This window comes from Bacillus sp. SIMBA_154 (genome assembly GCF_046536015.1).
GTDB classification, from domain to species: domain Bacteria; phylum Bacillota; class Bacilli; order Bacillales; family Bacillaceae; genus Bacillus; species Bacillus pumilus_P.
Genome location: NZ_JAWJBV010000004.1, coordinates 71129 through 91710 on the forward strand (window position 1 = coordinate 71129; position 20582 = coordinate 91710).

Here is a 20582-nt window from a genome sequence, read left to right on the forward strand (position 1 = left end):
TTTTTCATATATGTCTTATTCGTATTTTCCCAAAACGTGAAGAAGTCATGCAGAATTCTAAAGAAAGAGTTGATGGACGCTTGAGAGAGAGAATCAAGGAAGAGCTGAAAAGCATCGAAGAAACGTATGACGTAAGGATTTGTCTTGCCGTCGAATCAGGCAGCAGGGCATGGGGATTCCCCTCGACTGACAGTGATTATGATGTTCGTTTTTTATACGTTCCTCGGAAGGAATGGTACTGGTCGATTGAAGAACATCGTGATGTCATTGAGCTGCCCATTGATGACGAGCTTGATATGAGCGGCTGGGAGCTTAGAAAGGCGCTGCGCTTATTCAATAAATCAAATCCATCCATTATGGAATGGCTGTCTTCTGATATTATCTATGCTGAATCTTTCTCTTTGGCAAAGCAGCTAAGAGAATTAAAGGATCGAGCGTTTTATCCAGCAGCATTGATGTATCACTATCTCAATATGGCCAAGCGGAATGAAAGTCAATATTTACGAGGAGAGCAGGTGCGAATCAAGAAGTACTTTTATGTGCTTCGTCCTCTGCTTGCCTGTCAGTGGATTGAACGCTACCGGACGGTTCCTCCTATAGATTTTCATGAACTTCTAGAGGAACTGGTGGAGGAAGGACCGCTTTTAGCTGAAATTCATGAGCTGCTCAAACGCAAAATGGATGGAGAAGAAATGGATGTAGAGAACCGCCTCGCCTATGTCCATCCATTTATCGACAAAGAGCTGGCTCGCTTTCATGAATTGGTGAAAAGCTACAATCAGCCGAAAAGCAATCTAACTGAAGAATTAAATGAGCTACTGCACTCTACCCTTGATGAGGTGTGGGCGTAAGCAAGGAAGAGCCAGCCGGTTAGCGGCAGGCTCTTTTTTATCTCGTATTGTGATAAAACCACAAAAAAAGTCAGAATTTTTGTCATCTTCAAATATTGTAGCGGACAGCTCATGAGCCTTACAATAAAGACATAGCTTACAAAGAGTGGGAGGTGCCCTTTATGGAGTCGGTCACAAGAAATTTCTTCTTGTTTTTGTCAAAGAGCAGTCTCTTGAACCATATTGCTCGTAATTGGGGAAGTGCTGTTGCATCAAAGAAGATCATCGGGGGGAAGAATTTTGAGAGCGCTATCCCTGTGATCAAACGATTTAATAATCAAGGTATGGCCGTAACAGTCGATCACCTTGGTGAGTTTGTCACAAAGGCAGAGATTGCAAATGAGCGGACGAATGAGTGTATTCAAACCATTCAGCAAATTGCAGAGGCGAAACTCAATTCCCACGTGTCACTCAAAATGACATCACTTGGACTAGATATTGACGATGACCTTGTGTATCGCAATATGAAAAGCATTTTAGATACGGCAGAGAAGCATCGTATCATGGTGACAATTGATATGGAGGATGAACAGCGCTGTCAAAAAACGCTGGACATTTTTAAAGAGATGAAATCTCAATATGAGTATGTCAGTACGGTTCTTCAGGCGTATTTGTACAGAACAGAAAAGGATCTTGATGACCTAAATGAGCTGCAGCCATTTTTAAGACTAGTAAAGGGTGCCTATAAGGAGTCCGCCGAAGTGGCGTATCCAATCAAAAAAGATGTCGATCAGAATTATAAGAAGCTGATCGAAAAGCAATTACTGACAGGGAACTATACAGCCATTGCGACTCATGACGATCAAATGATCGAGTTCACGAAAAATATTGTGAAAAAACACAATATACAGACAAGTCAGTTCGAATTTCAAATGCTGTATGGCATGAGGTCAGAAACCCAGCTAACGCTTGTGAAAGAAGGCTATCAAATGAGGGTCTATACCCCGTATGGACGAGAGTGGTATGGCTACTACATGAGACGTCTTGCAGAACGACCGGCAAACATTGCATTTGCTTTAAAAGGGATGACGAGAAAATAATTTGAAACGGGAGCGTGACAAAGATGACAACACCTTACAAACATGAACCATTCACGGATTTTAGCCAGGAAGAAAACCGCCAAGCGTTTGAACAAGCATTAGCAAAAGTAACTGAATCTCTTGGTCAAACCTATCCGCTAGTGATTAACGGAGAAAGAATCGAAACAAAAGACCAGATTGTATCGATCAATCCGGCGAAAAAGGATGAAGTCGTTGGAACTGTGTCAAAGGCGGGGAAGGAAGAGGCGGAACAAGCGGTTCAAGCTGCGGCAAAAGCATTTGAAACATGGCGCTATACCTCTCCAGAAGAAAGAGCAGGCGTATTATTCCGTGCTGCGGCAGGTATTCGCCGTAAAAAGCATGAGTATTCAGCACTTCTTGTAAAAGAAGCAGGAAAGCCTTGGAATGAAGCAGATGCAGATACAGCAGAAGCGATCGACTTCCTAGAGTATTATGCCCGCCAAATGCTGGAGCTGGCGAAAGGTAAACCAGTGAACAGCCGCGAGGGCGAACGAAATCAATACGTGTACACACCAACTGGCGTGACGCTCGTCATTCCGCCGTGGAACTTCTTGTTTGCGATCATGGCAGGAACAACAGTAGCTCCAATCGTAACGGGAAATACAGTCGTCTTAAAACCAGCAAGTGCTACTCCTGTCATCGCTGCCCGCTTTGTGGAAGAGCTTGAGCAAGCAGGTCTTCCAAAGGGTGTTGTCAACTTTGTACCAGGAAGCGGAGCAGAGGTGGGAGATTACTTAGTGGATCATCCGAAAACAAGCCTCATTACATTCACTGGTTCAAGAGAGGTAGGGACACGTATCTTTGAACGTGCGGCAAAAGTGCAGCCAGGTCAGCAGCATTTAAAACGTGTCATTGCTGAAATGGGCGGTAAGGATACAGTTGTTGTAGATGAGGATGCAGATGTTGAACTAGCAGCTAACGCCATTTTTACATCAGCCTTCGGTTTTTCAGGACAGAAATGTTCGGCTGGATCTCGCGCTGTCGTCCACGAGAAGCTGTATGATCAAGTGATCGAGCGAGTGAAGGAAATTACAGAAACGAAAACCACAGCCAATCCTCTATCAGCTGATGTCTACATGGGACCTGTCATTGATCAGGCTTCCTTTGACAAGATCACGGACTATATCGAGGTTGGCAAGCAGGAAGGCCGCCTAGTCACTGGCGGAACGAGTGACGATTCGCAAGGTTACTTTATCCATCCAACCATTTTTGCAGATCTTGAGCCAACATCTCGCTTGATGCAAGAAGAAATCTTTGGACCTGTATTGGCCTTCTCAAAAGTCTCAAACTTTGATGAAGCACTTGAAGTAGCCAACAATACAGAATACGGTTTGACTGGTGCTGTCATTACAAATAATCGTGATCACATCAACCGTGCGAAACAGGAGTTTCACGTGGGGAACCTCTACTTTAACCGTAACTGTACAGGAGCAATCGTGGGATACCACCCATTCGGCGGCTTCAAAATGTCAGGGACAGATTCAAAAGCAGGCGGTCCAGATTACCTAGCGCTACACATGCAGGCGAAAACGATTAGTGAAATGTTTTAATTTGGAAAAGCATGAACCTGTGCAGGCGGGTTCATGCTTTTTTTGCTTGTCTGCGACTTGTTTCTATGCAAATCTGTCCGGAAAGAAGTATGATAAATGTATCACTTAATCAGGGAGCAATCGGGATGGAAGAGATATTAGAAAAGCTTCATACATTTTTTGATGTCGATAAGTTAATTGCATTTATTAGCGGGTATTTAAAAAAACCAGTCATTTTAGAAAGCACAGAGTGCCAGCTCCTTGCTTATAATTCTTACAGCATTCAGCAGTTTGACCCAGTCAATCAGCAAACGATTTTCTCAAAGGAATGCCCGGGGTCTGTAGTCGATTGGTTAAAGAAAACCGGGGTAATCGAGCGGCTTCACACGGAGTCAGAGCCTTTTTATGTGAGCGGTCATGACGAGCTCGGTTTTAATCGGCGGGTGGCTGTGAGCGCAAAGCATAAACAAGAGGTTGTGGGCTTTATTTGGGTGCAGGACATTGAGGATTCTCTCTCTCAGGAGGAGCTGCAATTTTTGCACGAAGCTTCCTTTCAGGTTGGAAAAGTTATTTATAAAAATAAGAAACAGCTGGAGAAAAAGGAAGGTAAAATTGAGGAATTTTTCAAAAAGGTCATGGATGATCATTTTTATACAGAAGAAGAGCTGAAATGGGAGGCTGAGAACTTAAGCATTCCACTTCCGGCTGTATTTACCGTCATGGTTGTACACGCTGCCGATAACAAAAGTGAGACGGCAGAAGATGTGAAGGATGTCATTAGAACGTATTTGCAGCTAGAAGATAAGGTCAATCACGTCTATTCCGTGCAAGCAGACATCGTCGTCATATTAGGCAGTCTGTCAGACCGGCACTCACCGAAAGCGACCGCCGCTGATGTCATCGCTCATCTGAAATCGAAAACGCATTCACATCCATCCCCTTTGTATATTGGGATGGGAAGAGAATATCGCGATGTGATGAAAATGAGTACAAGTCGATTTGAAGCGATAGAGGTAGTGAAGGCTGTGAAAATTGTCGGGGGACAGGAACTGATTCCCTATGATTACGAGAATCTGGGGGTCTTCCGTTTCTTAGACTCGATTTACAGCCACCAAATGAAGAAAAACGACTTCAATCCAGATTTGTTACGTTTGAAGGAAAAAGACCGCGATAGCCAAACCTCTTTTTTAAAAACCCTTGAGGTCTACTTATTGAATAATTGCAAGCTAAAGCCAGCTGCGGAGCAGTTGTTTATTCATCAAAATACATTAAACTATCGAATGAAACAAATCTTTGATATGACCTCGATTGATTTGAGTCATTTTAGTCAGCGATGTGAGTTATTTATTGAATTGATGCTGATGAAAAAAGATCAATAATCATGGAATCCGCAGGTGCTCAGGATCACCTGCGGATTTTCATGCGAGTTGTGAAAATGGCATACAACTGCTGCGTTTCGTTGTATGATAGATAAAGATTTTATGAGAAAAGTGAAAGGGGGCCACCCTTTGGGATCAGTCACCTTGGCCATTTTGATTTTCATCATGACCCTCGTCCTTGTCATTTGGCAGCCAGGACGTTTAACCATTGGATGGTCAGCATGTGGCGGAGCCATTCTTGCTCTTGCCTTTGGTGTCGTTCATCTGAGCGATGTGTGGGAAGTCACGCAAATTGTATGGAACGCCACCTTTGCATTTATTGGCATTATTATCATTTCGTTAATTTTAGATGAGATCGGTTTCTTTGAATGGGCTGCACTGCATATGGCAAAAGCTGCAAGAGGGAACGGTGTCCGCATGTTTATTTATTTAACATTGCTCGGCGCTGTGGTGGCAGCTTTCTTTGCCAACGATGGAGCGGCACTGATTTTGACCCCAATTGTCTTATCTGTGGTGAGAGCGTTGAAACTGGATGAGCGTATGATCCTGCCCTTTGTGATGGCAAGCGGCTTTATTGCTGATACAACCTCCTTGCCATTTGTCATTAGCAACCTAGTCAATATCGTGTCTGCCGATTATTTCCATATTGGCTTTCTCGAATATACAGCGAACATGTTCGTGCCAAACCTCGTGTCACTTGGAGCGAGCATGCTTGTGCTTTATGTGTTTTACAGAAAGTTCATCCCAAAGACATACGATCTGTCACAGGCGAAGGAGCCAGCGTCAGCCATTCGTGATATGCGCATGTTCCGCTTGTCTTGGTATGTGTTAGGACTCTTGCTAGTTGGTTATTTCGCAGGGGAATTGATTGGCATTCCCGTGTCAATCATTGTAGGAGGTATCGCTCTTGCTTTCTTGTGGCTGGCGAGAAGAAGTCCGCAAGTGGCGACAAAGCGCGTCATAAAAGAAGCACCGTGGTCCATTGTATTTTTCTCAATCGGCATGTATGTCGTCGTCTATGGACTGAAGAATGTCGGTCTCACAGAAATATTGGCGGCATGGATTGAACAAGGCGCATCGCATGGGTTGCTTGCCGGAACGATGTTTATGGGCGTGCTTGCGGCAGTGCTGTCCTCTGTCATGAACAATCTGCCTACCGTGTTAATTGATGCGATTGCGATCGGACATACAAATACAGCAGGCGTCATGAGAGACGGACTGATTTATGCCAATGTCATCGGTTCCAACCTTGGTCCGAAAATGACCCCAATCGGCTCATTGGCGACATTGCTGTGGCTTCACGTTCTCAAGAAAAAGGGCGTCCATATTTCTTGGGGTGCATACATGAAAGCCGGAATCATCCTGACCATCCCAACTTTGATCCTTACTTTATTGGGGTTATATGCGTGGTTATGGCTGATACATTAAAGAGCAGGTGCTCTCAGTCAGGTCTCGTCCTTTTTTCATCTACGCTGAATATAAAAAAAAGAGAAGATCGTTGGATCTGCTCTCAGCGTGTAGACAAACCCTCGCATTCGTTGTCAGTCCTGCGTGCCGGTGCTCACGAATGTCAAATTCGCTCCGCTCCAGTACTCGTCCTTCCTAGACTGCAAAGGTTTTCTATCACGCTGAAAAGAAGACAAAGGGCTAAAATAAAGATCATTTTAGCCCTTTGTCAACAGTCTAAGAGAAGATCGATTGGATCTGCTCTTTTTGTTACAGATATTTTGCATAGCGTTTTTCCAAATAATCTTGCAGCAATGAGACCACACTGCAAATGCCCCAGTAAATCAATGCGACCAAAATATACATGGTCATATAATCGAATTCTCGTCCGCCAACAATTTTTGCCTGCTGGAAGAGCTCTGGTACAGTAATCATCGCTGCCAGTGAGGAGGCTTTGATCAAGTCGAGCATGACATTGGTCAATGGCGGCAGTGCAATGCGAACGGATTGAGGCAATATGACACCACGCATGGTTTGCCAATAGCTGAGACCTAATGATTTAGCGGCTTCCACCTGACCACTTGGAACAGAGGAGAGGGCCGCTCGGTTGATTTCTGCTATATAGGCAGCACTATTGAAGGTGAACCCAATAATGGCAGCAGTTACAGCTGTAAACTCAATGCCGATATAAGGGAATCCGAAATAAAGAATAAACAAAATCACCAGAATGGGAACGCCTCGCATGAATGAAATATATAGCCTTGCAGGCAGCCGAAGCAACCACGTATTCGCCATTCTGGCAAGGGCAATAAAAAAGCCAAGAATCGTGCCAAAAAACATGCTCACAAAGGATATGAGCAGCGTCAGCCAAATGCCTTTCATGACAAACGGAAACGACGCCTTTGCCAGTGCAGGATTAAATATATATTCTAAATGAATATCTCCCACGATTGCGGCTCCTTATTTGGAAATGTCGACATCTTCGACATCAGCATCAATTTTCTTTGAGACGTCTGCATGATGAAAGAACTTCTCGGAAATCTTTTTCATCGTTCCGTCTTTTTTCATGTCTTTTAATACACGATTTAATTCTTTTTGAAGCTCTGTGTTGTCTTTCTTCATCACAAAGCCCTGTTCATTCGGCATGTATTTCAGGTCAGGGTGAATCGTAATATTTAATTTAGGAAATGCAGCAAGAGCCAGTGTTTGCAAGTAATAATCATTTAAAATGACATCTGTTCGGCCGTTTGCGACATCCTTTAAGTATTGTTCGTTTGTGGCATTATCATAAATGACTTCCTTTGCACCGTACTTACGGGCGACATCCATGTAAATGGTCGTTGCAGCACCTGCTGCTTTCTTGCCTTTTAAATCTCTTAAAGTTTTAATGCCAGACAAATCATCTTTCCGTACGATAGCCGTTCCGTAGGAATATTTATAAGGAGTTGAAAATGCAAACTTATCCTTCCGGTCATCTGTGATGTCGATATCGTTTGCAGCGGCATCTACTTGACCAGAATTAATGGCACTCAGCATCCCATCATAGCCCATTTCTTTAAATTCTACTTTCACGTCAAGGCGTTTAAAAGCTTCTTTGACGACTTCAACTTCATAGCCAGTCAGCTGATCCTTGCCGTTTGATGTATCATGATAAGACGTAGGATAAAGGGTGCCTGAAGTAGCAACCACGATTTTCCCTTTCTTTTGAATCTGATCCCACTTTGATTCTCCAGACTGAGATGAGCCTGATTGACTGCAAGCAGACATGACAAGCATGAGAGCAGACACAACAAGCAACACCCATATAGGTTTTCTATGATAAAAACGACTCATTTAAGAATCCTCCTCTATTTTTTATACAAAACAAAACATAGCACGCTTTTTCAGTTAGGACAACGTTTTCAGATGAAAAGCGAAAAAGTAAGAATATTATGCTCAATTTGACGTTGTCAAAGAATGTATAAAAAAGGAAGGAGCGTACAAAATAAATTCGAATAAAGGAGGGAACAAAAGATATGAAAAAAATAAGTGGCTTGATCTTATTATCAATGATGCTGTTATTTGGTTTTCATATGGAAACGGCTCATGGAGAAACACCACAAATGGAAAAGCGTCCAGTGACGCATCAAGTAAAATTAACAACAGAACAACAAAAACAAATCGAAAAGCTTGAGCAGCAAATTCTTTCGAAACGAAAAGAAGTCATTGAGAAATATGTTCAGTATGGTGTGTTAACAAAGGAACAAGGCACACACATCACGAAACGAATGGATGAACATTACAATCACTTAAAAAATAACGGATTTGTTCCACTACTGAAAAAACCACAGCACCATCGACCATAATGATGAAACCGGCAGCGAGATGCCGGTTTCATCTTGTTTATCGATCCTATCTGAAGGTGAGAGTCTCACCATCTTTAGGGACAAAAATAGCTTGATCTGCATGATGTTCATGAATGTAAGCTTCCAATGCAGCTCTTGTTAACAGGCAATGATTCACAGCTTCAAGATGACAAGCGATCATTTGAGCATTTGGGTGAGAGCGGTGAATGTCTAAAATCTCTTCCTTGGTCATTGTGATCGGATCACCTTCTAAAAATTGAGCAGCCCCACTATTGACCACAATGACATCTGGCCTGCATGTATTCACAACTTCTTTTGGCTCATCACACCAAATGGTATCACCCGCAATATAAAGGGTAGGTTCATCAGGATGAGAGAAAACAAAACCGCTGACCTGTCCCATCCGTTTTGCCGTTTCCCCTGTCCCATGCTGCCCGCCTGTACGTCTAATATGAACACCACAAATGTCCATTTCATCTTCAATGCATGTGACATGCTGGAAGCCAGCTTCTTTGACTTCTTTTTGATCCTTTTCCGATTGAGTATAAATTGGTTGGTCTTGAGCTAATGTCTTTTTCGCCTCGTCGTCAAAGTGATCCACGTGTAAATGAGTGAGCAAGACAGCATCCGGCTGTAACATCTTGTCTAAATCAATGTTTACAGGCAGATCCACAATGGGGTTGTTCAAATGTTGATTAGCTGTATGAGGGAACGGTGGATATGTTCCTTTGGCTGCTAAAAAGGGATCGATTAAGAAAGTTGACTGACCATATTGAAGGTATAAAGTAGCATTACGAATGAGCGTTATTTTCATTAAAAAGGCCTCCTTTTTTTCTGATTAAGTTTACAGTATATTAAAAGAGCTTCATGTGAAAGAGGATCATGAAAGTCTTTCAGCGGAAGGACTTGATTTTTGAAAGAGGTGAGCCAATGCTAGATCAAACAGATATGGACATTTTAAAAGAACTCTCAAAGAACAGTCGATTAACCATGAAAGCACTAGGTGAAAAAGTTCATTTAACCGGTCAAGCGGTTGCAAATCGTGTGTTAAAGCTAGAAGAAGATGGTGTGATTGAAGCTTATACCATTTCGATCGATTGGCGGACACAGAAGACCATCCAAACATTTATGCAGCTCTATACCCGAAGCCTTCATCATGAACCGCTACTGTCGTTTCTTCATCAAAAGGAAGAAATCAAGAATCTATTTAAAATAAGTGGAGAGGGCTGTTATATGGCTGAAGGACATTTCTCCAGTCACGATGAGCTTGATCAGTTTTTAACGGAGCTGACAAATTACGCAAATTATAAATTGTCTATTGCGGTTAAACGTCACATTCATCGGTAATAGAAGAGCCGCAGGAGGAAAGCAACAATGCAAAAATTCATTAGAAATCAAGCTGAACCGATGACAAAGGAAAGAATCAAAGCAGACTTGGTTCAACTTGGTGTGAAAAAAGGCATGATTTTATGTGTTCACTCATCTTTATCATCTATCGGCTGGGTGAATGGAGGTGCTGTAGCCGTCATACAAGCATTAATGGAAACCTTAACAGAAGAGGGAACATTGGTTATGCCGGCACAAACGTTAGAGCTGTCTGATCCCGCCGATTGGATCGATCCGCCCGTTCCCTACTCATGGTGGAAATCGATCAAAGAGACGATGCCTGCATTTGATCCGGCTTACACGACGCCAACAGCAATGGGAAAGGTAGCGGAAACATTTTGGAAGTACCCAGGCGTGGCGAGAAGCACTCATCCCAATTTTTCATTCACAGCTTGGGGGAAAAGGAAACATGAAATTCTGAAACACCATGCGCTTTCTTATGGTTTAGGAGAAAATTCGCCGCTTGGGCGCATGTACGATCTTGATGCTCAAGTACTGCTGATTGGTACGTCATTTGAGAGCCATACAGCCTTCCACTTAGCTGAATATAGAATCTCTCAGCAAGACCTCATGATACGAGGGGCCCCTATTTTAGAAAATGGATGGAGGGTATGGAAAGAGTATCAAGATATCATGACAAGAGAAGAACTATTTGAACAGATTGGTCGTGATTTTTTACATTCAGGATATACCCATTACCGTGGTCAAATCGGGCTTGCCAATTCGTATTTATTACCGGTAAGAGGATCGGTAGACTATGCGGAAAAGTGGCTTGAACAGTACGACCAGTCATGATCTACACAGTCTGAAAATGAAAGTAATAGAGATCTTGATCAGGTTGTTGTGAAGTATAGCAGGTGAGCTGATAGTCTCCTTTTGGAATGGAGAAAGACAGAACCTGTGCCATGACGCTTGTGATATGAACTTGATCGCTTGAATGTGTAAATGGCACCGTTATGACTCTATCAAAGGATGCTGGGGGCTCATTTTCATTTAATGTCACGAAAATAAAAGCCTTTCCATTGTTGACGCCTTCAAAAGAAACACCCTGATCTCCAGTTGCGAATCCTTGAAGAATGTCATCATCTGTCCAATCAATCACAGGGGGTGTATCGCTTCCGGCGTATACGGTGATTTGGTGATAGGAAATCGATAAGGAATAGGTTTGATTTAAGTCATTCATATAAAAAACTCCTTTATTCATAAATTTATGTTGAAAAGTGAATGTTTGAAAGAATGAACTTTGAAGAGAATGTTAGGCAGCAAGACGATTGTCGCCGTCTTGCGCTACTGTTTGAGGGGTCTAGATGTGAAATTGTGAGACCATTTCTTTTAAGTCTCCTGCTAAATGGGCAAGAGCTTCTAATGTAGAAAAGATGAATGGGACTAATCAATGATAAATTGAATTTTTGTGCCATCAGGATCATCTGATAATTGATGACTTACCCAAGAGCCTGCCCCTCTGTTATCTGAAGGACGTACATATTTAACAGAAGCTCCTTTGCCCCCTTCTTTACACATCGCCATCGGCCATTCGTCCCGGTCATATCCGCGCTTTGTCGGGATGCCATGAAGTGAGCGGTCTCTCTGCTCATCGCTATTTTTACGATCAATTGTACAAATGGAGGATTGACCTTCCTCAATTGCCTCTTCTATGTGCTTCGCTGTTTCTGGATAACGATCTGATGGAAAGTGAATGGTTTTGTCGTAAGATGAATTCGTCTTCTCTTGTTTACTTTGCTCCAGCTGGATATAGCCTGTTGCTACACCAATGACAATCAATAAAAGCAAGAGAATGGTTTTAAGAAGTTTCATAGATGCTAGCTCTCTTTCTTTTTTGCGTATTTTGTAAACAGAAGTATAGCAGAATTACTTACCAATTTCTCCTGGTTTTGAAAAAACGTCTTTTAAAGTTCGAAAAACGTTTTTTAACCGTTTTCTCTCCCTTCATATTTGTAGAAATTCATAAAAATTTTAATTTTGCTGCTCATAAAATGATTATGCTTATGCAAAACGGCTTTATCACTGCTTTTTGGGCTAATTTCAAGAATTTAACACACAGAAATTTTAAAAAAATAAAATTGACTAGACCGATATGCTTTAATAATATGGAGTCAAATATCAAAAAATGTCGTAATTTATCAAAATATGATTCTATTTACATTGCAGGAGGGAAGTACAAATGGCGGATGTCTCTTATCGGCTCGGAATAGACATAGGCGGAACATTTACTGATTTATCGCTGATGAATGAAGCAACAGGGGAGCTGATCGAACTCAAAACACCCACAGTGACAGATGACCCAGCCCAGGGAATTATCAATGGGCTACATCTTTTAAAAGAAAGAGATGTCGATTTATCCAACATCCAATATCTCGTACACGGAATGACAATCGGCCTTAATACATTATTGCAGCGAAAAGGAGCAGATTTAGCCCTTTTTGTGACGGAAGGTTTTCAAGATATTTTATCACTACAACGTTTACGACTACCCATTCCTTATGACTTCAATTCTCGTTTGCCAGAACCATTGATACCACGAAAGCATGTATATTCAATCTCTGAAAGGTTGATACACGATGGTACGATCAAAAAACCTCTCCACCTGCAGCAATTAGATGATGCTGTCCAGCAGGTCATATCTAAAAAGCTAGCAGGTATTGTCATTTCATTTTTACATAGTTATCAAAATCCAGTTCATGAATTACAGGCAAAATCCTATATCAACCATCATTACCCGCAGTTAGAAGTCCTTACTTCATCTGAATTATGGCCTCAAATGAGGGAATACGAGCGTACAGTGATGTCTGTTGTCAATTTGTACATTCAACCAAAGGTGAAACAGTATTTACAAACATTGAAAAGCCGCTTGAAAGAAGAAGGTGTACCAATTTCTCCATACATTACGCAATCAAATGGTGGTTTAATGGATGCAGAAAGTGCAGCAACCTCACCCGTTAAAACCCTTTTTTCTGGTCCGGCAGCTGGTGTCATTGGTGCAGCAAGAATTGCAGCATCTGCGAACGAATCCAATCTGATCACTTTTGATGTTGGGGGTACAAGTGCGGATATCTCGATCATTCAAAATGGCCAGCCTACAATGGCCCAATCAAATCAGCTTTCAGGTTTTCCTATCATTCTTCCATCTGTTGCGATGTATTCAATAGGAGCAGGTGGAGGTTCTGTTGCGTGGATTGATCAGGGCGGACTTCTAAAAGCAGGACCGGAATCCGTTGGCTCGCAGCCGGGTCCAGCTTCGTATGGAAAGGGAAAGAAAGCAGCTGTAACCGATGCGTTTCTCATATGCGGTTATCTCAATCAAGAACGTTTTGCCGGAGGACATTTACAATTGCGGCTGTCTGCAGCGAAAATGGCCTTTAAGCCAATTGCGGATCAGCTCCATAAAACGATTGAACAGGCGGCTGACCAGCTGATTCAAGTAGCTGTAGCCAATATGTACACGGAATTAAGCAATGTCATGGAGCAGCAAGGGTTTGACCCGAGAGATTTTAGTTTACTGGCGTTTGGCGGCGCAGGACCTGTTGTGGCAAATTTCCTTGCAAGAGAAATTCATGCAAAAAATGTGGTCGTTCCTCCAAGTCCTGGCACATTATGTGCGTTAGGTGCTCTCACAGCTGATTTTATTCATGATGCGGTGTTGTCTAAGAAAATATGTTTACAAGACTATACGATAGATCAATTAAAACAAGATTATGAGATGCTTTCGCGTAAAGCGACTGATTGGTTCAGTCAGCAAAACATTCAACATATTAAACAGACGTCTATTCTATTATTGGCCGACGCACGCTATCAAGGGCAGGCATTTGAGATTGAATTGCCATTATCGGCTGATTGGCTGAGGCAAGAACAAGACATCCATCAACTCACTGAAGCATTTCACAAACTGCATAAGCGTCAATATGGACATAGGGACGATCAGGCGAACATTGAATTTACGCATTTACGAGTTCGAGTCATAGGCGAGACGCCGCCCCTGCCTTTCTCTTCTGTTTATGAAAGCAGCGGACAGTCTTTGAAGCCACATGAATTTAGACGTATCTTTATAGAAGAAAAAGAGTACGAAGCATCTGTTTATAGCCGAGATGCTCTGTCAGTAGGTTCTGTCGTAAAAGGACCTGCTATTATCGAGCAGGATGATACGACAACATTGGTCCTGCCAAACTGGTTAGGCAGGATTGATCCATCAGGAAACTTAGTAATTTCAAGGGAGGCGGCTTTACATGAGAACTGATCCAGCAAAGCTTGAGATGATGCGCAGTTACTTTAATGCGATCGCATCAGGCATGGGGCATGTCATTGAGCGGACTTCATTTACAACCTTCGTAAAAGAATCTGCTGATTTTGCAACAGCATTAGCCACGCCTTCTGGAGATTTCTTTGTTTATCCGAAGACAGTCGGTGTGACGATCTTTCTAGGGCTGAGCCTAAAAAAAGCGATTGAAGAAAGCGGACCGATGCAGCCAGGAGATATTATCATCACAAATGACCCTTATACGACAGATGGTTTAGCGACTCATCTGCCAGATGTCCATATCATTAAACCCATTTTTGTAGATGGTGAAATTGTAAGCTATGCCTGGTCTTTTGTTCATGTAAGTGATGTGGGCGGACTTGTGCCTTCGAGTATTTCACCGACTGCGACGGATGTTCATCAAGAAGGATTAAGAATACCGCCAGTGAAAATTTATGAAGGCGGAAAAGAGAATCAGGTGGTTCGTACCTTTTTAAGAGCCAACAGCCGGACCAGTCATTTAAATGATGGGGATATCAATGCGATGATTGCTGCAGTCAATACAGCAGATAATCGGTTAAAAGAAATGATTGAGAAATTTGGGAAAAACGAAGTGAAACAAGGAATGTTTGACCTGCTGAAGCAAGCCGAGGATCGTGCAGGGAAGGTCATTGAAGCAATTCCTGATGGAACGAGCGAATTCGCTGATTATTTGGATGATGATATGATCTCGGACGTGCCTATCCGATTAAAAATCAAGCTAACGGTCAAAGGAAAAAAGCTGACGCTTGATTTTTCTGAGTGTGACCCGCAAGTAAAAACGGCCTTTAACCTTGTCACCAATGGTCAGAAGCATTCCTTCCTATATCAAGGATTGATTAATTACATCATTAGTAAAGATCCATTTATACCGATCAATGGTGGGATTACATATCCAATCGAAGTGATTTCTCCTAAAGGAACGCTTGTACATCCAGAATATCCGGCTTCTGTCGGTATTCGACATTCGATTACGATGAGGCTGTACAATGTCGTGTTAGGCGCCATTGGTAAACTATTACCTGAAGCAGTACCGGCAGCAGGTGCTGGTCAATCTGCCATTGTTGTTCTCTCTGTTCCTGATGATGATACAGGAGGTAGGAAAATGTCTGTTGTCGAACCGTTAGGCGGAGGCGGCGGTGCTCAAAAAGGGACTGATGGAGTAGATGGTATTGATCATTCGTCAGGCTTTTTAAAGAATACACCGATTGAGAGCTTGGAACAGCATATTGATATTCATGTTCACCGATATGAGCTGCTGCCGAACACAGGTGGAGCGGGAGAAAATAGAGGCGGGCATGCGATCGGTTTGGAATTTGAGATGATCAAGCCTGAATCCATGGTGACAGCACGAGGAATGGAACGGATGAAGTTTCAACCTTGGGGATTAATGGGCGGCCGAGCGGGAGCTGTTGGTGAGGTAAAGCTGATCACAGCGAATGGAGAAAAACAAGACCAGCCAAAAATAGATGTTCTGTGTCTTGAAAAAGGCGATATTGTTCAATTGGTTTCACCAAGTGGAGGAGGCTGGGGGGCCCCATTTGCTAGAAAGAAAGAGAACGTCCTTGAGGAAGTGGAAGCAGGTCTTTTAAGTGAAGAACGAGCGCTGCAGCAATATGGTGTCAAAGTCTATCTAGACCAAAATGAATGGAAAATTGACGAGGAGCAGACTAGGTGGCTTCGCGAAAAGATTGATGATGATATTGACGTCGTGTGGGATTTTGGAGAACAAAGAGCAGCTTATGAGAAAGTATGGTCGGACGAAGCAAGCAGCGAACTTGCTATTCAGCTGCGTTCATACTCAGCTAATGAACGTACGCACTATAAACATGCGGTTCATACTCATTTCAGTCATAGACATGAACCGTTAACAAAGACAGATATTATTCAAGCACTTCGTCAAATGAATGAACAAAAAGGGGGAAATGAATCATGAAAAGAAGATTAATTACTATTTTTGCAGGCATCCTATCAATGGTTCTACTGCTGACTGCTTGCGGTGGACAGGATCAAAGCAAACAGCAGCAGACTGTCATCGTTGGCGTATACGGCGGCGATTGGGAAAAGAATATCAAACCAATCCTTGAAAAGTTTGAAAAAGATACGGGAATTAAAGTTCAAACCGTCTCTGGGGCGGATTCTGAATGGTTTACGAAATTAAAAGCATCAAATGGTAAAAATCCACCGTATGATTTGCTGATTTTACAGCCTGATACGATTCAAAGAGGCATTGCAGCAAACGTTCTTAATCATATTGACGAAGATCAAGCACCGAATGTGAAAAAACTTTATCGTTCTGTTCAAAAGAAGCTCACTGTTGACGGAAAACAATATGCAGCAGGCTTTAGTATGGGGCAGCTAGGGATTGCTTATAGAAAAGACCTTGTCAAGCAGGAGCCAAACAGCTGGACAGACTTATGGAGCAGTCAGCTTAAAGGGAAGGTGGCTATTTCTTCTCCGACCTATTCAGCCGGCTTGCAATTTTTCTCTGCACTTGTCCACGCTCAAGGAGGAACAGAATCGAATCCTAAGGATATCGACAAAGCATTTAAAAGCCTAGCACAATTAAAAGGGCATGTAGCTGCTTTTCCAGATAACCCAGGGTCTATTCAAACCTTGTTAGAACGTGGTGACATTGCGGCAGTTCCATATTGGGATGGCCGATCATTTGCCCTTGAAGAAGAAGGGATGGATATTGGTTTCTCCTATCCGAAGGAAGGCGCTGTTGCAGCTGTTGCGAGCTGGGCTTTAACGAAAGGAAGTCAGCATGAGGAAGCTGCTTACAAACTATTAAACTATTTAAGCGGAAAAGAAGCACAGGAGGCTTTCTCGGAAAAATCTTATTATGGCATGTCAAATTCTGATGTGAAATACGGTGACAAGATTAAGGGGAAAGTGAAGGTTGGAGAGAATTATTATAGCAAGCTGACTTGGGTAGATTACGAAGCAGCGACTTCGGAGCTTGGTAATTGGACAAATCGATGGAACGAAGTATTAGGCGGAGGAAAATAGGTGATCGCATGAGTGGAATCCATTTAGAACACATCAGCCAGCATTTCGGTGAGCAGATTGCTCTTGAAGATGTCAGTCTTACGGTGAATGAGGGAGAGTTTTTCTCCCTTCTTGGCCCTAGTGGCTGCGGAAAATCAACGCTATTAAACATCATTGGCGGTTTTTTAGAACCGACAAAAGGAGTCGTCTACATTGGCGATCAGGATGTGACAGCTTTACCGCCTTATCAAAGAAAAACGGGTATGGTCTTTCAAAGCTATGCGCTTTTCCCTCATCTCACTGTATTTGATAATGTGGCATACGGGTTGAAGGTTCAAAAGAAAAAGAAGGCAGAAGTCAAACAAAAGGTCATGGAGAGTTTATCTCTTGTTCAATTGGAGGAATATGCGAAACGTATGCCGCAGCAATTAAGTGGTGGTCAGCAGCAGCGGGTGGCAATTGCGCGGGCGCTGGCCATTCAGCCGTCTGTTCTCCTACTTGATGAACCTCTCAGCAACCTAGATGCAAAACTAAGAAAAAATATGCAGACTGAGCTTCGAAATATTCAAAGGAATGTCGGGATTACGACCATTCTCGTGACACATGATCAGGAAGAAGCCTTAAGCCTATCTGACCGGATTGGGATTTTAGGTGAGGGAAGAATTCAGCAGATTGGGACGCCTTTAGAGGTATATCGTCAGCCAAACAATCGCTTTGTCGCTGAATTTATCGGGCAGGTCAATCTATTTGAGGCAGTGTATGATGAAGCTGGTTCCACATTCACAGTTCCACATTACACCCAGTCAAACGGGCAGCATATTCAGTTAAAGCCTGCGGCGCATAAAGAAAAGAGAGAGAAGTATTTACTCATGCTGCGTCCTGAGAGAATCAGCATATCTTCTGTCAAAGAGGATTTTCAGCCAAACCATGTCACAGGTGTTTTAGCAGACGTCAGTTATATCGGGCACTCATTACGTTTGGTCGTGGGGCTTGATAAAGGTGAAATCATAGTACATGCATCAGATGCAGCATTTCCTCAGCTGCCGGAGGTTGGAGAAACTGTCCATATCAATTGGCAGCCTGAAGATGTCGTTTTCTTAGATTCGAAGGTGCATACGTGATGCGAATCAAAAAAAAGAATCAACGATTTCATTGGTTTATGCTGCTGCCAGCCTGTTTGTTTCTTGTTGTATTTCTTCTGGCTCCACTTGTGATGATGTTCGTTCTCAGTTTTCGTGATGTTGATTCGATGATGAATACATTACAAACGTATAGCTTTTCTCAATATATTCATGTGTTCACGACAGATGCATATGTGAAGGCGATTGGAAGTACAGTGTGGGTGGCCTTGCAGACAACGGTAATTTGTTTATTGATGGCATATCCTGCAGCGTACGTACTAGTCAAGGCACCTAACCGACGGCTGCGGGCATTTTTCTATATCTTACTTGTATCGCCGCTTTTGACAAGTGTTGTTATTCGGACGTTTGCCTGGATCGTTCTTCTCTCGCAAAATGGTCTGATTAATGGCATGTTATTAGATTTACATGTGATTGAGCAGCCGTTATCTATGCTCTGGAATATGAATGCGGTGATTATTGCTTATGTTCAAGTCATGCTGCCTTTTGCGGTGCTTCCTATCGCAACAAGCTTAACCGATATGGATCGTCATTTAAGACCGGCTTCTATGAGCCTTGGAGCTGGCCGTATTCGAACCTTTTTTCATGTGACTCTACCACTTACTATTCCAGGTATGATCACTGGAGCGATTATTGTCTTCTCACTAGCAGCAGGGAGCTATATCACCCCGCTTTTAGTCGGCGGAAGGATGCAGCCGCTGCTGCCGCTGTCAATTTATCAGCAGGTCATGCAGGTCTATAACTTGCCTCTTGCTGCTGCCATGTCGTTTACTTTGTTGGTGTGTGTGCTTGTGGTGGTCAGTCTATTAAGCTATCTATTGAAGCGTTGGGAGGCGAGGATGCATGCGTAAAAAGTCAATTGGTGACCGCTTGCTTTCGATCCTGATTTGGACTGCTGGCTCATTGGTTTATCTCTTTTTAACCATACCTGTTCTTGTCATTGTCCTTTCTGCTTTTAGCCCGAATGCTTTTCCTGAATTCCCGCCGACATCGTTCTCAGTTCGTTGGTTTCATGAGGTCGTGTCAAACCCAGAATGGATGGAATCTCTGCGTATCAGTGTCATTCTGCTACTCATCGTGACGCCCCTTACTGTTCTTTTAGGAACAATGGCTTCGTATGCTTTAGCGAGGCTTTCCTTTAAGGGAAAGGAGGCCATCCAAGCTTTTATTTTGTCCCCTCTCATGATTCCTCAGGTGGTGTTAGGGATTGCAATGCTTTATTTGTTTACAGCTATGGGCTTTACGGGTTCTTTGTGGGCGCTAGTTATTGGTCACGTCATCATTGGTTTTCCATATGTGGTTCGAACGGTAGGTGTCAGTGTCTCGAATCTTGATCCGCGACTTGAGCTAGCTTCAATGAATCTTGGCGCAGGACCCATTCGCACATTCTTTCGAGTGACACTGCCTTTGATCAAGCCAGGGATCATTGCAGGCGGAGTGTTTTCAGCTGTGACGTCATTTGGGGAAATATCGATCAGTTTGTTCGTCTCCTCTCCCCAAACCATTACGATTCCAGTGAGGACGTTTAATTACATTGAGCAAACCTTTGATCCAAGTGTCAATGCGATATCCGTCATATTTATTATCATTTCTATCATTGCGTTGCTCATTATTGAGAAAACGATTGGTCTGTCTAAGGTGATGTAAATATAATGAAGAAACAAGGAGCTGTCATTTGAAATGGCAGCTCCTTTTGTATTGTTTTTTATGGTAAAAATTTTCGGAGTTTCAGGGAATATAGTTCTTAAGATTTAAGAAATTGCGAGAAATGAAAGGAGACCTCTCTCCTACATTTTCGGTCATATTTCCAAAATTTAAGGGAAAACATGAAATTTTTGCGGTATTTAGTCGATTATTTTCGGTGATGCGCAACTATTATTAGTTATTTTCGGTAAATATCGTAAATTATGACGTGATCCCTTCGGCATAACGCATGAATCTTTACACCCATTTTTCGGTGAAAAAAACAATAATTTCATATAAAGTGGACGTAAATAGAAAATATCTAAAAGAAAAGAAGAAAAAGGCAAATCTATGGAAACGTAGAGACGCAAAGCCATGTCCTAAGGTAAAAGTTGCTTTTTTGCTATGGTCGGCAGGCTACCGAATCAAAATGGGAGTCTCT

Annotated in this window: 19 protein-coding genes and 1 riboswitch; of the genes, 14 read left to right on the top strand and 5 right to left on the bottom strand. The window is 42.7% G+C overall.

The features are described 5' to 3' along the window. Positions 1–47 precede the first annotated feature (47 nt). From R0K30_RS08910 to R0K30_RS08930, 5 genes are all read left to right on the top strand, one after another. On the top strand, positions 48–851 hold the full coding sequence (locus R0K30_RS08910) for a nucleotidyltransferase domain-containing protein (protein WP_410610185.1): 804 nt from the start codon (positions 48–50) through the stop codon (positions 849–851). Between the two features lie 161 nt (positions 852–1012). Continuing rightward, positions 1013–1930, top strand: a complete 918-nt coding sequence (locus R0K30_RS08915) for a proline dehydrogenase family protein (RefSeq protein WP_410610187.1) — start codon at positions 1013–1015, stop codon at positions 1928–1930. A 23-nt stretch (positions 1931–1953) separates the two neighbouring features. Further along, the gene (pruA, locus tag R0K30_RS08920) at positions 1954–3501 is read left to right on the top strand and encodes an L-glutamate gamma-semialdehyde dehydrogenase (protein ID WP_230031257.1); all 1548 of its coding nucleotides are present in this window, start codon (positions 1954–1956) and stop codon (positions 3499–3501) included. A 125-nt stretch (positions 3502–3626) separates the two neighbouring features. Continuing rightward, complete coding sequence (locus tag R0K30_RS08925) at positions 3627–4859, top strand: PucR family transcriptional regulator (RefSeq protein ID WP_410610190.1); 1233 nt, start codon at positions 3627–3629, stop codon at positions 4857–4859. A gap of 129 nt (positions 4860–4988) precedes the next feature. Beyond that, complete coding sequence (locus R0K30_RS08930; RefSeq protein ID WP_410610192.1) at positions 4989–6287, top strand: arsenic transporter; 1299 nt, start codon at positions 4989–4991, stop codon at positions 6285–6287. 288 nt (positions 6288–6575) lie between these two features. Here R0K30_RS08930 and R0K30_RS08935 read toward each other — a convergent pair whose 3' ends face one another. Beyond that, complete coding sequence (locus R0K30_RS08935) at positions 6576–7253, bottom strand: amino acid ABC transporter permease (RefSeq protein WP_099726103.1); 678 nt, start codon at positions 7251–7253, stop codon at positions 6576–6578. Positions 7254–7265: 12 nt separating this feature from the next. Further along, positions 7266–8081, bottom strand: coding sequence for a transporter substrate-binding domain-containing protein (locus R0K30_RS08940; RefSeq protein WP_370461129.1), 816 nt, complete (start codon positions 8079–8081; stop codon positions 7266–7268). Between the two features lie 239 nt (positions 8082–8320). Between R0K30_RS08940 and R0K30_RS08945 the strand changes: the two genes are divergently transcribed. Continuing rightward, complete coding sequence (locus tag R0K30_RS08945; RefSeq protein ID WP_099726101.1) at positions 8321–8650, top strand: YckD family protein; 330 nt, start codon at positions 8321–8323, stop codon at positions 8648–8650. Between the two features lie 46 nt (positions 8651–8696). Here the strand turns inward: R0K30_RS08945 and R0K30_RS08950 are convergent, their stop codons facing one another. Further along, on the bottom strand, positions 8697–9464 hold the full coding sequence (locus R0K30_RS08950) for an MBL fold metallo-hydrolase (RefSeq protein WP_256499288.1): 768 nt from the start codon (positions 9462–9464) through the stop codon (positions 8697–8699). 116 nt (positions 9465–9580) lie between these two features. On the opposite strand from R0K30_RS08950, the gene R0K30_RS08955 reads away from it, so the two are divergent. Continuing rightward, on the top strand, positions 9581–9997 hold the full coding sequence (locus tag R0K30_RS08955) for an Lrp/AsnC family transcriptional regulator (RefSeq protein WP_180275460.1): 417 nt from the start codon (positions 9581–9583) through the stop codon (positions 9995–9997). A 27-nt stretch (positions 9998–10024) separates the two neighbouring features. Continuing rightward, positions 10025–10831, top strand: a complete 807-nt coding sequence (locus tag R0K30_RS08960; RefSeq protein ID WP_099726098.1) for an AAC(3) family N-acetyltransferase — start codon at positions 10025–10027, stop codon at positions 10829–10831. Position 10832: 1 nt separating this feature from the next. On the opposite strand, the gene R0K30_RS08965 is transcribed toward R0K30_RS08960, so the two are convergent. Together R0K30_RS08965 and R0K30_RS08970 are read right to left on the bottom strand one after the other, a co-directional pair. Then, positions 10833–11219 carry a competence protein ComJ gene (locus R0K30_RS08965; protein WP_099726097.1) on the bottom strand — a complete coding sequence of 129 codons (387 nt, stop codon included), beginning with the start codon at positions 11217–11219 and terminating at the stop codon, positions 10833–10835. Positions 11220–11422: 203 nt separating this feature from the next. Continuing rightward, entirely contained in the window at positions 11423–11851 is a 429-nt protein-coding gene (locus tag R0K30_RS08970) for a NucA/NucB deoxyribonuclease domain-containing protein (RefSeq protein WP_410610197.1), read from the bottom strand. Positions 11852–12218: 367 nt separating this feature from the next. Between R0K30_RS08970 and R0K30_RS08975 the strand changes: the two genes are divergently transcribed. The 6 genes from R0K30_RS08975 to R0K30_RS09000 are packed head-to-tail and all read left to right on the top strand — an operon-like array spanning position 12219 to position 20104. Continuing rightward, the gene (locus R0K30_RS08975; protein ID WP_410610198.1) at positions 12219–14288 is read left to right on the top strand and encodes a hydantoinase/oxoprolinase family protein; all 2070 of its coding nucleotides are present in this window, start codon (positions 12219–12221) and stop codon (positions 14286–14288) included. Continuing rightward, positions 14278–16263 carry a hydantoinase B/oxoprolinase family protein gene (locus tag R0K30_RS08980; protein WP_410610200.1) on the top strand — a complete coding sequence of 662 codons (1986 nt, stop codon included), beginning with the start codon at positions 14278–14280 and terminating at the stop codon, positions 16261–16263. The genes R0K30_RS08975 and R0K30_RS08980 overlap by 11 nt, the downstream gene beginning before the upstream one ends. Beyond that, positions 16260–17339: an ABC transporter substrate-binding protein gene (locus R0K30_RS08985; protein ID WP_410610202.1), complete on the top strand. Its 1080-nt coding sequence runs from the start codon at positions 16260–16262 to the stop codon at positions 17337–17339. Before R0K30_RS08980 ends, R0K30_RS08985 begins: the two co-directional genes overlap by 4 nt. 8 nt (positions 17340–17347) lie before the next feature. Beyond that, positions 17348–18439: an ABC transporter ATP-binding protein gene (locus tag R0K30_RS08990; RefSeq protein ID WP_249705340.1), complete on the top strand. Its 1092-nt coding sequence runs from the start codon at positions 17348–17350 to the stop codon at positions 18437–18439. Next, the gene (locus tag R0K30_RS08995; RefSeq protein WP_230031263.1) at positions 18439–19308 is read left to right on the top strand and encodes an ABC transporter permease; all 870 of its coding nucleotides are present in this window, start codon (positions 18439–18441) and stop codon (positions 19306–19308) included. Before R0K30_RS08990 ends, R0K30_RS08995 begins: the two co-directional genes overlap by 1 nt. Further along, a complete protein-coding gene (locus tag R0K30_RS09000; protein ID WP_034320747.1) occupies positions 19301–20104 on the top strand; it encodes an ABC transporter permease in 804 nt (267 codons plus the stop codon). The genes R0K30_RS08995 and R0K30_RS09000 overlap by 8 nt, the downstream gene beginning before the upstream one ends. A 368-nt stretch (positions 20105–20472) precedes the next feature. Then, positions 20473–20565, top strand: a riboswitch (cyclic di-GMP riboswitch). The last annotated feature ends 17 nt before the right edge of the window (positions 20566–20582 follow it).